The sequence below is a fragment of the Vibrio sp. 10N.261.51.F12 genome, assembly GCF_041471725.1.
Taxonomy (GTDB): Bacteria; Pseudomonadota; Gammaproteobacteria; order Enterobacterales; family Vibrionaceae; genus Vibrio.
Map to the genome: position 1 here is coordinate 1 of NZ_JBFROV010000036.1, position 12,360 is coordinate 12,360.

The window sequence follows — 12,360 nt, forward strand, 5'->3', positions numbered from 1 at the left end:
ACCTTATATTATTAATTTTATATTAATTTAAATTATTTGATTAATTTTATCATCAATATATCACTTCATCTTAAACACTCTATTTAAGATGAAGTAACTTATACACAAACACCTAACCTTATAATATTATTACTCATTTCATGTTTGCAATATTACTCTCCATTTATAACGCTGCTGATCTATTACTTACTTATATAGAGTTATATATACTTTTATCAATTTCTTTCTGTCTAACTAAATAAAGTTGGCAATTAATTCAGCTTTGTTTATCAATTGTAGAGATAACAGTATGTCTAAGAACAACCTCTCTGCTCCAGAGAAAATACTGGAGGGCATTGGCGGTGCAAGCAATATCAAGTTTATTACTTGTTGTGCGACGCGCTTACGATTCGAGCTACACGATGGCTCTAAAGCAGACAAAGCAGCATTGGATGCGATTCCTGAAGTGATGGGGGCCGTACCTCAAAGTGGCGACCGTTATCAAATCGTTATCGGTGGTTCAGTGCAAACCATGCTAGAGCAAATTAAAGCGTTACCGGCTATGCGAGGTGACACACCTGACGTCGCCGATCCGAAAGAAGAAAGCACGGAAACTAATGCTGACCTTAAAACGTCGCTGCGCTCTGGGGGCGTTCGAGGTAAAAAAGAATGGGTCGACAGCTTTTTCGAGTATCTTTCTGATTCTTTCCGTCCTTTCCTAGGTGTGCTACTCGGCGCCTCACTCGTTATTGCTGCACTTGCTGTTTTGGATGCATTGCACATCGTGAACTTCCGTGGCGAAAAATCCGCAAGTTGGCAATTTGTCGACACGATGTGGCATACCGTCTTCTACTTCTTGCCAATCATGATCGCTTACAACGCCTCTAAAAAGTTGAAAGTCGAACCTTGGTTAGGTGCGGCGATTATGGGCGCACTGATGACACCTGAGTTTCAAAACCTCTCGTCATTGGCATCAACAGAAACCATTCACAATGCTGTGCTAGGCACCACGAGTCACATTGCGAACGTGTTTGGCTTCGCCATGCAGTTAAATGACTACTCTGGGCAAGTATTTGTGCCGTTAATCATGGTGCCAGTCTTGGCGCTGGTTTACCGGACGCTTAAGAAAATCTTCCCTGAGAATGTTCATATGGTCTTCGTGCCATTCTTCTCTCTGATCATCATGATCCCTATAACGGCTTTCTTCTTAGGCCCACTAGGCGTTTGGTTAGGGACGGGGCTTGGTAATGGCTTGGCATGGTTAAACACCAATGCACCCTTCGTATTTGCTCTGTTGATCCCACTGTTATACCCATTCCTCGTTCCATTGGGTCTACACTGGCCGCTGAACGCGCTAATGCTGGTCAACATACAAACGCTTGGTTATGACTTCATTCAAGGCCCAATGGGTGTATGGAACTTTGCCTGTTTCGGTGCCACAGCAGGGGTGCTTCTGATTGCGATGCGTGAGAAAGATACATACATGCGTCAAACATCGGTTGGTGCATTGGCTGCGGGTCTGTTTGGTGGTATCTCTGAGCCGTCACTTTACGGTATCCATTTACGCTTTAAGAAAATGTACTCACGTTTGCTTCCAGGCTGTGTTGCTGGCGGGTTAGTGATCGCAACGCTAGGCGCAAGCTATGGTGGAGTAAAAACCAAAGCATTTGCTTTCACATCACTATTTACGATTCCTGTATTTAGTCCAATGTGGGTTTATGCGTTAGCCATTGCGGTTGCCTTTATTGTTCCAATAGTCCTAATTCTTATGTTTGATTACCGAACAGAGGAAGAAAAGGAAGCAGCTAAAAAAGCGATGAATTAAAGTCGTGAATTAAAAATCTCGGTTTAATTAACGCCAACGTTCTCTATGAGCACTTTGGCGTTTTTTATTATCGAGATAAAAATCAAGTCGGCGTCCTCGTGAATACGAGGTTCTAACCTAGTTGTCCTTTAGATAACGAAATGATGGGGCCTTAACACCTGAAAAAGGATGAACCCAGCTATTTCTGAAACCCAAACCTACTTGAAAGTGCCATTTTTCCACCACTATGTTTCGACAGTAAGAAAGGAACCATACTTCTTGCAAAACACACATCACTATGGACTCTCGTTGCGAGATGAGCTGTTTTTTTATGTCCGTCACGGCTTGCTACTTCTGACGTACCATTGCCACCATTAATCGAGACTAGCGCCTCCTCAATTGGCGAGTCACTCCCGATGTGAGCCAATATCCGAGGCTCTTGATACCAAGTATCGACGGTAAAGCCTGACTCTACCACCCATACTTCTCTGTCACTTTCTAATTCATGGCTTCGAATACATTGCCCATTCTCCAACACTTCAATCTTAGTCGTGACAACTTGCAACCCGGATTGCCACACGATAGTCATTGTATGCCCATCTATCGCCACTGAGAGATTCTTCTGGCGCATTTGCCAATTAGCGCCTTGGTCGAAACTCATTGCCAATATATTGTCGCCAAAACTGAGCTTTTCTGAATAAAGCAGAGCATTAACATCCAAGCCACCAAACGTGGAGTAAGCAAACTTGTTGTATTTATCAAGCTGAAATCCCGGGTGAACATTCGCGCCATAATGAACAATACTGTGGCCATCTACTCGCTGGACAATGGTTTTGTTCGCTGGCATAGAAGCGACGGCGTCAAGTGGTGACATCGACTCTTCTTTGCATTGCCAGAATTCGTTTTCATCAGGTAACAACAAAGGGATAAATGCCTTCATTGCCCAGTAAGGTGAGGTTGGAGAGTTGTATACCTCACACATAGTGGTGTTTGGGTAATCATAACCACGAGTAAGCACACCAGTTTGAGTGAAAATCGGTTTTGTTTGCCACCGACGAATTTGTCTCGCCCAAAGCCCCTTTATCTCACCCTTAGACAGCTCAGTTTGCTCGCACAATGCATACGCTCCCCAAAATCCAGCACTGGCAAATCGATAGGTCAGTGAACGACCTTGAACCAATGAATCCCCTTCTTCTGAAAACCAGTATCGAAACGGGTAGCTAAACGTATCAGCGTTGGTTTTAAAAATGCCTGCGAACTCTGGGTTAGCATTTGGATAAAGTTGAGAGTAGATCAACCCGTAGTAATGCATGGCATATCCGCAGTATTGATCAATGGTTTCGATATCACCATCGCCATACCAGCCATCCCCAAGATACCAATCTCGAATACGTTGCAAGCATTGCTCTTCCAGCTGCTCATCAACGAGTGCCTCTCTACCGACACTTCGTAACCCTTGCTGAACAAAAATAGTGAAAAACAACCAATTGTTTTGCGATGTTGGGTGGTCTTGAATACTGGCCAGCCAATGAACCAAATTAGTTTGTTGTTGCTCTGTTAATGGATCCCAAGATATTTCCGGTAATAGCGTTAACCACATGGCAATGGGTGCCATTTCAACACTACGTTGGTCTATGTCACCGAGTTCCCCCCAGTATTGATCAGAGTTTGGGTCGGTGCCCTTTACAATAAGCTCCCGAACTAAGGGCCAGTGTTGAAATTTACCGCCTCCTAACTCAAGGGGAATCAGGCCCCACAGAGGGCGAGCAACCCCCTCTACCGAACTCGCTACCATATCGAAGCAAGCGCCACCTTCCTCAAAATCGATCCGAGCACCTTGTTGTTGATAAAAAGGAATAAGAGGTTCAAATAAATCACACACCAACTTTTGGTAATCTTGCTTGGACTGCAGAGGGTTCTCAGAAAAAAACACTTGTTTCATCAATAATGTTCCTTACATCAATCCAAACATACGTGGTAACGCTAAGCTAATGACAGGGAAATAGGTGACTAAAAGTAACCCAATAAACTGCACTAAAAAAATCGGCAGTAATGGCTTGATTACATTGGTTATTTTCTCTCCAGTTATACCGCAGGATACAAACAACACCGTTCCGACTGGTGGCGTGACAATTCCCATGGAAAGGTTATAAATCATGATGACGCCAAAATGCACCGGGTCAACGCCCATCGCAGTAACAACGGGATACAAGATAGGCGTAAATATAAGCTGCGCTGGCGCCATATCCATGAACACCCCGACAAACAGCAATGTGAGGTTAATGACAAACAAGATTATGTATTTGTTGTCACTCACCGCGACCAGCATTTCTCCTACTGTGTCTGGAATACTGGCAAAGGTCATTGACCAACTCATTAACCCAGAGCAAGCAATTAAGAACAAGATAACGGCCGAGCTAATCGCGGAATCATACAGAGTCTTCATTAAACTCTGCCACGTTAAGCTCCGATAACAAAGCGCAAGTAACAAGCTGTAGATTACAGCGATACCAGACGCTTCAATAGCCGTAAACATACCGCCGATAATACCGCCAATAACGACAACGATTAGGAACATACTTGGCACTGCACGCCAAGTAATTGCAGCCACTTCACTTAATGGATAGTGCGTAGAATCAACAGGATAGTTGTGTTTTTTTGCATAACGATAGGCAACCAGCATAACGCTGAGTCCAACAATAATCCCTGGAATGTAACCGGCTAAAAACAAAGCGGCGATCGATGCACTGCCCCCCGTTATCATCGAGTAAACAATAAAGGCACCAGCAGGCGGAATAAGCATTCCAGCAATAGAAGATGAGGCATTCACTGCCGTAGAGAATGGCATATCATAATTTTTCTCTTTAGCCATAGGCGTGACGATACCGCCAATAGCCGTCGAAGCAGCAATCGCCGAACCAGACAAGGATCCAAACATCATATTAGCGACGATGTTCGTTTGCCATAAGCTACCAGGAATTCGCTTACCGATAAGCATTGCAAATACAATCAATCGCTTAGCAATCCCCCCTTGGTTCATGATATTGCCTGCCAAGATAAAAAACGGCAAAGCTAAGAAGCCAAAGCTGTCTAAACCACTGAATAACTTTTCGCTGCTCGTTCCTAGTAGATTAACAAAATCAATCTGCAGGGACAGCGTTAGGATGCCTGAAAACGCTAAGCCTACGGCGATGGATGTCCCCATTAGCAAAAAAAAGATAAACGACACAAACAATGCAAAGAAAGAAATCATCTCCATATTGGAATAGAGAAAATCATCAAAGCTGTCCAGTTGCTTTAGTTCATTGTAACCCCACACCAAAGCGGCCGTTCCAACCGCATAGAACAAAATAATAGATATCAGTTTAGGGTCTTGTTTAAGGCTTTTAATGAGGGCGACAATCTGGCTGAAGGCTATCAAAGCACCGCTGATCACTAGCACCGACTGAACCGCTCCTAAAGGCAGTTGCATGGTCGGTGTCATTAGATTCCAATTTTTTGCGGCGGCAACATAGCCACCCCAAACCATAATTAATCCCAGAAGGACATAGATAAAACGATTGAACAACTCCATTTTATTACGAGTTTCGGGCGTAACCTTGTCAAGAATCAAGGGTAAATTGAGGTGCGTGGATTTGATAAAACAGAGCGCAGCTCCCAGTATGCCGAGCCAAATTAACAGAAAGCGCAAAAGCTCTTCAGACATTGCACTAGGCGAACTAAAAACATAGCGAGCCGTAACTTGATAGATAATAAGCACACTCATTACAGTGAGTAGACAGATTAAAAAATACTTAAGCGTCGCCTCTAAAGTACTCATAAACGAATCTGTTAGGTTGGGAGTTGTTCTAGGGGTTTCTAGTTCTAACGGGGTCATAAACCTCTCCTTGAAGCCAAACGCCATCAATTCAGGCGCAAAGGCGGCGCTGTTTACACAGCACCGCTATCAAGATTTAGCGCTCTTGAATGGTAAAGATAGTTTCTAGTAATGGCGCTTTAACAGGATCGGAAAGCGTTTCATCGTACATAGGTTGCATTCGGCTAATCAACGGTGCTTTGTCGATTTCGATATACTCTACATTGAGTTCAGAAGCGGCGAGCGCCTCGGATCTCTCAATTTGCTCTGCAACTGCAGCAAAAGATTTTTGTGTCGTGTTCAGCATTTCTTCCTGCACAACCTTCAGGTCTTCCTCAGAAAGCCCTTTGCGAAAACGTTCACTTGTCACTAAAAAGTCGGTAAGACGAGTATGCTCAGTGCGGATAGCGTACTTTGCAACTTCGCCAAACTTAACCTCCCATAGCCCCGCTAATCCGCCTTCCGCGCCATCAATAATGCCTTGTTGCAGTGCGGGATAAACCTCTCCAAAATCCATTGGTGTCGGAACGCCGCCCAATGCCCGAATGAGCTTCATATACGTGTCACTCGGTGAGGTTCTAAGTTTCAACCCTTCTAAATCTTCTAGCGTGGCAACAGGGCGAGTGGTATACATACTGCGGAAACCATTACTCAAAAAACCCATAGCATGAATATTTTTGTCGGCGACCGAATCGTAGATCTGTTTGCTCACTACTGGGTCAAGCATGGTTTGTTCGTACTCATCTAGGCTACGGAAAATGTAAGGTAGATTGATACTAGTAATTTCTGGTGAGAGGTTTTCTAACGTCGCACTATTTACTAACCCCATGTCAATCACACCACTTTGGATCTGTTGTAGATATTGGGCTTGCCCGCCAAGAGTGCCATTCCAAAAGAAACGGAGGTTAACCCGCCCATCGGTACGTTCCTTGATATTACTGCCCATTTCCGTTAGTAAGGTACCAGCAGCATCTTCACTCGGTATGTTGGTGGCAAACTTATAGGTTTTTGCCTGTACACTTCCTAATGACAAGGCTAATGCTGTTCCTAAAAGTGCAAGTTTGGTTGTCAATCCTTTCATTGTATTCACCTTTCGTTCACGTTATTTGGCTCTACCAAAACAGTTTGTTGTGTCCCAATGCGCGCGCTACAGCTTCAAAATAATAATAATCGCCATAGGGCAGCATCGCGTTGGCAAGATAATCTAGGTCCTTGGCTTTAGCATTGGGGATATGAGATGCAGCATTAGACAGTAATCCTTGTGCTGAATCAGTGTGGGTTTGGTCGTAGTTTTCTCTTAATGCCAGAAGCATTTTTAGGCCTAAAGAGCGATATTGTTCAGCTTGTTCTGGTTTGTTTTGCTTTAAGAAGTACTCAGACAAAATGAACAAACCTGCAGAAGTAATAGAACCAGCTGAGGTATCCTTGTATCGGATTTCACCTTCTGGGAGAAGGTAGTCCCACTCAGGCACCATATCCGGAGTGATTTTACTCAGCATGTATTCGGTTAACTTGACACTTTCTTCAGCGTAACGGTCATCACCCGTCATAATCGCCATCTGAGCAAATCCGTGAATCGCCCATGCTTGCCCACGGCTCCAGCATGATTCATCAGCGAACCCCTGATGGGTACAACCTCTAATAGGTTTGTTGGTACTCGTGTCAAAATCGAAGGTATGGTAGGTACTGTAGTCATCCCTAACCAAATATTTCATAGACGTTTCTGCTTGGCCAATCGCCACTTGTTTAAACGATTCAACATTGGTTTCTTGGTATGCCCACATCAGCAACGCTAAATTTTGCATACAGTCGATAATAATTTTTCCCTGAACACTTTCAGCATGCGCTTTATCTTCTGCCCCAGCCGTCCATGCAACTAAGTAGTTTCCGTTCCAGTTATATCGGTGTCTTAGTGCCTCTGCAGCGCGTAATGCCAACTGCCTAGCATTCAGATCACCAGTCAGTTTGTAATCCGCAACTGCCGAAAGGCTAAACTCAAAGCCAAGATCATGGTTAAGCCATAGAGGGTTATTCAATATGCTCTCAAAATGGGCATTGCGCATACGAGCATTGTTCTTGAGCTCTTGCTTACCAGTAAACAAGTAAGCTAGCCAAAGCTGACCCGTCCAAAATGAATCTGTCCAAAAATACTCTTCTGGATATAACCAAGTGAAGTCCTCTGCACCTGCACCCACCATAGGATTACGAATACCAATCATTGAAACGTTGCGCTCAATACTGGCGATAATGTCCTGTTTTATTAACTCTAATGTTTGGTCCATTGATATGCCTCACTAACGAAATGGGGTGTAACTGAAACTTTTCATAAATTTATGTGATCGTGCTAAAAATATTTTAAAATTCGGTTCCGTCACTTGGTGACATAAATACAATCGCCCAAATTTAAAGGATTTTCTGTGATAATCCTCATGAAATGAAAAGAACCATAAAAATGAAACGTTTCATTAAATTCATGCAAACACTTGAAATTATCTGTCAGATGATTTAAAACTGGGGGCGTCGAATCACAACGCATGATTATCAGTGGGTTGTTGATTAACTGAGGTCACGTTGAGTAGGAAATCTTTTTGAATTCAGCAGAAAAAACACAAAAAAAGCCGACTGTGGAACAGATTGCATCGCTTGCAGGCGTGTCAAAGGCAACCGTGTCTAGGGTTTTAAATGGCAGCGATTTGGTCAAAAATGATGTCGCACGGAGAGTCGAAGCAATCATCAGCGAAGTCGGATATGTTAAGCGCCGATCCTCGCTAGAAATTCCGATGACATTTAACAAAATAACGGTATTTTGTGACGATTCCGCATTTGCACCTCACACCTTCTATGGAACACTTCTCAACCAACTTAAAGTGGAAGCAGATAAACTTTCTATCAGTTTAGAAATGTCGGTGTTAAATCCGACCAAAAATAGTCAATCGCTAAAAAACAAGTTGTGTGATGCTCAATCTATTCTAATCCTTGGCAATCCCAATCAAGATTTGATTGAAATGACTCAGAATAAGTCGATTCCAGCGGTAATAATCAATGGTGTTGACCCCAAAATGCGGACTCCGAGTATTTCTCCAGATTATGAATTTGGTGCCTTTATGGCGACAGAGTACTTACTGTCAAAAGGTCATCGAAAAATAAAGTTCATCACCGCGAACGACCGGCATTCAACCTATCAACGAACGGATGGGTTTTTGAGAGCCCTCAGCATGGCAGGAATAGAGCATGACCCTAAACAAGCCGTGATTGACTTTGTCGATTATGCCGACAGAGCCGAACCCCTTCGGGGCCTCAAGGGTAAAGACTTAATTCGTAATCCTATGGGAGACTTTGGTGCGCAGGAAATTCTGCCGCTCATCATGGCTGAAAATCGTTTTGATGATTGTACGGCGGTTTTATGCTTATGTGACATGGTGGCACTCTCATTACTAGAGGCTTTGTCGCACATAGGTAAACGCGTACCTGAAGACATTTCAGTGATTGGCTTCGATAATTTAAGCGTGAGCGCCATATCATCACCGCCCCTCACCACCATGACAACGGATTACAACCGAATTGCTCAATCGGCGATTTATAAATTAATTACCGCGATTAGCTCCCCAAATAAAGTAGCGACACGATCTTCGGTTGTTTTCGAAATGATTGAACGAAATTCAGTAAGGAACCTTTAAATAGCTCATCTCGAAGGTAGGGCCGCTCTTCAGTCATGGTAGTAATGGCCGTACCTTATTTTGAGAAGAACACACCTTGCGATTGAATAATGACGCCATCAATTAATGAGCAGTTAAACAACCTCTACACCATTAATTACAAAGCCTGATAACCGTCATAAATATCAAAGATAAATGTTAAGTGCATATATTCAGGGGGACGGGAGGAATCCAATTGAAGCGCTAATTATGGTGCTACATTTCACCCGCTTTAATTTTGGATTGAGCTTCACTTAACGTCTGCTTCCCAAATAATAAATCCATCATTGCGATGATACGTTTACTGTCATCACCCCACTTATCTGAATTAGCACTATTCGGTGCCTTGAACTCTACCTCACCAACTTTCGCACTATTTTTATATGCTTTAATTTTGGCATCTGCGACAAACGTCCTAAAATCCCAACTCCAACGCGATACATAAGTCAGCGTAAGTTCTGAGCTCTCAGGTGGAGTCCCATCACTTACAACCGTACATTTATGGGCGGTATCCAAACACCATTCTTGCATCGACTCTAAGAAAATTTCCCGTGTTGCATCATCTTTCACAATCGTAATGTCTTTACTCTGGTTATCTTCCGGGATAACTTCCGCAGTGTATTTGGGCGCTGCACAAGCAGCTAAAAGGACGGGTAGACTAAGGATAATTAGTTTCTTATACATATTATGTCTCTTTTAATAATTCTATAATTTAAAATGGAATTTTGAAGCAACATTAACAACATCAATTAGGTTATATTTCATAAACTACGCTTCCACTTTTTCCATTATCGGATGATTAGTCTAGAGAAAATACAAAACCAATAAAGTGATATTGCTCCCAAATAATATTCAACTTGTAACCTTAGAATCTTACGTTCATCGCATCGTGTTAATTAGCTCCATATAGCAAATGATATAAACACTTCTATTTGACGCTCTTATCCTCCCTTGGATGCTAGTAATCTTAGAAAGGACACACACCTAAAAAAAAATCTAAAGCACTCCCGTATTCAAAGTCAAGAATCTTAGAAAGGACACACACCTAAAAAGAAATCTAAAGCACTCCCGTATTCAAAGTAGCAATTAACTGCATACTTTTGCTTTCTTCAATCTATTTTTGGTGAAGTTGTCTAGTTTCTTAAGACGCGTTTACTTACGTTTAGGCATGGGGCGAAAGACAGTATCCAGCATTTTCACTGGCCCATGGGTCGAAGCAGCGGGGAAAGTGCTGCTTACTCTAGTTGATAGATGTGCACCCTTCTCTTTTTTAAGGCAGCCTTAGCTTGGACTATATGAACGTGACACCCAACCGCTGTCGAACGTGTTTTTTCTAACGCGGTACATACCGTTAGCCAACTCTTCTTGGTGTGTGTCCTTTTAATCCTCACAAGATTGAAGACCTGATGTCCAGAACAGCAACTAGTATGCTTTCACATTTTTGAGGACAATCTGGCGCGGATCTCATCGTAGACCTGGGACTAATGATAGTAATCTTATAAAGGACACACACCTAAAAAAGAAATCAAAAGCACTCCCGTATTCAAAGTAGCAATTAACTGCATACTTTTGCTTTCTTCAATCTATTTTGGTGAAGTTGTCTAGTTTCTTAAGGGACGTTACTTACGTTTAGGCATTGGGCGAACGACAATATCCAGAATTTTCACTGGCCTATGGGTAGGAGCGGCGGGGAAAGTGGTGCTTACTCTAGTTGATAGATGTGCATCCTTCTCTTTCTTAAGGCAGCCTTAGCTTGAACTGTATGAACGTGACACCCAACCGCTGTTGAACGTGTTTTTTCTAATGCAGTGCATACCGTTAGCCAACTCTTCTGATTGAAATTTAAACGCGTCAAAATAGCGGGTTGATTAGCATCCATACTGGCTTTGTCTTCCCGAAATAGACGTGCAGTCCAGTCTACTAACTCAATGTAGTCGATGAGCCGAAACGGAATACCATCTAGCATTTCATTCGTTGGATTACCGATAAAAGGGTGTAAACATGGGGCTGTTGCTAAATTTTTACCCAGCGCATCGATTCTGGCTTTTATCGAGGTAAACTCCGATGTTTCAGGGGTTGTGGCAATGCCTGATCGAATGGGATTCAAGTCGACATACGCCATTGCGGCGGCAAGGGCTTTTTCATCAAGCAACGCTTGGCTTTTGAAGCGGCTTTCCCAAAAGTGTCCTGTACAGTTATCTTCTCGATTCGCCCTACACGCTATGTCGTAATTTAGCTCTTTCATGAACCAACTTAAGCTCCACAGCCTTTCTCGCCATACGTCAATGAGTTCAAGACACTTGTCTTCCTCAGCTTGGTTCGTGAGTTGCTTATTTTGCCAACGCTCTATGAGTACGGGTAATTTATGCTCACGCCCCCAATGCTCGACCACTTCATGCAGTGACAATGCTAACGCTTTGTCTTTATTGATATGAAGCACCAGGTGATAGTGATTACTCATGATGGCGTAGGCGCAAACATCGATGCAGTATACCTCCGTCAGAGCGTGAATTTTTCGCTCTATCCACTCTCTTCGATGTTCGTAGCTCGTGTTGGTGAGCGGGTCATCGCCGCACAAAAAACTGCGCCTCACACAACGTGAGACGCAGTGGTAATACGAAGTCGCATCCACGGAAATAAGCTGTTTTCTGGCTGTTGTCAAAATGAGGTCCGCTATGAAGGTTTTAAATAACTTAGCAGTTCTCTTTTAATGGGGTTGTTGGTGAGTCGGCGAATTGGACAAAATCAAACTAATTTCATACTTTTGGTGTGTGTCCTTTTAGTCTCTTTTTAGTCTCCTTCTTTTAGTCTCCTTAGAGATCGTAGGCTCTTTGACGTCTCAAATAAATGATACATTTCAGGTACTCAAGCCAGCATCTTCAAGTTGATTGGGTATAGATATGATAAGCTAGAAAGGAATTATGCCAGCATGTTATCGCTGGCATTCATGTTAATGTTGCTACCGATGTATTACTGAACATGAAATGTACAGCAAAGATCAACACGCCCTAATAAGTAACATAGAA

Annotated in this window: 8 protein-coding genes and 1 pseudogene; 3 read left to right on the top strand and 6 right to left on the bottom strand. The window is 43.0% G+C overall.

Going from position 1 to position 12,360, the window contains the following annotated elements:
- Positions 1-289 precede the first annotated feature (289 nt).
- A complete protein-coding gene (locus AB4405_RS18280; protein ID WP_372062235.1) occupies positions 290-1,804 on the top strand; it encodes a PTS transporter subunit EIIC in 1,515 nt (504 codons plus the stop codon).
- A 178-nt stretch (positions 1,805-1,982) separates the two neighbouring features.
- Here AB4405_RS18280 and AB4405_RS18285 read toward each other — a convergent pair whose 3' ends face one another.
- The 4 genes from AB4405_RS18285 to AB4405_RS18300 all read right to left on the bottom strand — a co-directional run bounded on the left by AB4405_RS18285 (position 1,983) and on the right by AB4405_RS18300 (position 7,921).
- Positions 1,983-3,725: a DUF2264 domain-containing protein gene (locus AB4405_RS18285; protein ID WP_372062237.1), complete on the bottom strand. Its 1,743-nt coding sequence runs from the start codon at positions 3,723-3,725 to the stop codon at positions 1,983-1,985.
- Between the two features lie 12 nt (positions 3,726-3,737).
- On the bottom strand, positions 3,738-5,660 hold the full coding sequence (locus AB4405_RS18290; protein ID WP_372062238.1) for a TRAP transporter large permease subunit: 1,923 nt from the start codon (positions 5,658-5,660) through the stop codon (positions 3,738-3,740).
- A gap of 76 nt (positions 5,661-5,736) precedes the next feature.
- A complete protein-coding gene (gene dctP / locus AB4405_RS18295) occupies positions 5,737-6,720 on the bottom strand; it encodes a TRAP transporter substrate-binding protein DctP (protein ID WP_102532446.1) in 984 nt (327 codons plus the stop codon).
- Between the two features lie 31 nt (positions 6,721-6,751).
- The gene (locus tag AB4405_RS18300) at positions 6,752-7,921 is read right to left on the bottom strand and encodes a hypothetical protein (RefSeq protein ID WP_372062239.1); all 1,170 of its coding nucleotides are present in this window, start codon (positions 7,919-7,921) and stop codon (positions 6,752-6,754) included.
- A gap of 306 nt (positions 7,922-8,227) precedes the next feature.
- On the opposite strand from AB4405_RS18300, the gene AB4405_RS18305 reads away from it, so the two are divergent.
- Entirely contained in the window at positions 8,228-9,316 is a 1,089-nt protein-coding gene (locus AB4405_RS18305) for a LacI family DNA-binding transcriptional regulator (RefSeq protein ID WP_102532444.1), read from the top strand.
- A 234-nt stretch (positions 9,317-9,550) separates the two neighbouring features.
- On the opposite strand, the gene AB4405_RS18310 is transcribed toward AB4405_RS18305, so the two are convergent.
- Both AB4405_RS18310 and AB4405_RS18315 read right to left on the bottom strand, forming a co-directional pair.
- Positions 9,551-10,018 carry an Sbal_3080 family lipoprotein gene (locus AB4405_RS18310; RefSeq protein ID WP_372062240.1) on the bottom strand — a complete coding sequence of 156 codons (468 nt, stop codon included), beginning with the start codon at positions 10,016-10,018 and terminating at the stop codon, positions 9,551-9,553.
- A 1,018-nt stretch (positions 10,019-11,036) separates the two neighbouring features.
- Positions 11,037-11,996 (bottom strand): transposase, encoded by a 960-nt coding sequence (locus tag AB4405_RS18315; protein ID WP_372062241.1) that lies wholly within the window; start codon positions 11,994-11,996, stop codon positions 11,037-11,039.
- Between the two features lie 225 nt (positions 11,997-12,221).
- Here AB4405_RS18315 and AB4405_RS18320 point away from each other — a divergent pair.
- Positions 12,222-12,311: pseudogene (locus AB4405_RS18320) on the top strand (IS5/IS1182 family transposase); the annotation flags it as partial.
- Positions 12,312-12,360 lie beyond the last annotated feature (49 nt).

What these genes read in the sequence shown, in the direction of transcription:
- AB4405_RS18280 (WP_372062235.1), top strand. Translation starts at nt 290, where the DNA reads ATGTCTAAGAACAACCTCTCTGCTCCAGAGAAAATACTGGAGGGCATT.
- AB4405_RS18285 (WP_372062237.1), bottom strand. Translation starts at nt 3,725, where the DNA reads ATGAAACAAGTGTTTTTTTCTGAGAACCCTCTGCAGTCCAAGCAAGAT.
- AB4405_RS18290 (WP_372062238.1), bottom strand. Translation starts at nt 5,660, where the DNA reads ATGACCCCGTTAGAACTAGAAACCCCTAGAACAACTCCCAACCTAACA.
- dctP (WP_102532446.1), bottom strand. Translation starts at nt 6,720, where the DNA reads ATGAAAGGATTGACAACCAAACTTGCACTTTTAGGAACAGCATTAGCC.
- AB4405_RS18300 (WP_372062239.1), bottom strand. Translation starts at nt 7,921, where the DNA reads ATGGACCAAACATTAGAGTTAATAAAACAGGACATTATCGCCAGTATT.
- AB4405_RS18310 (WP_372062240.1), bottom strand. Translation starts at nt 10,018, where the DNA reads ATGTATAAGAAACTAATTATCCTTAGTCTACCCGTCCTTTTAGCTGCT.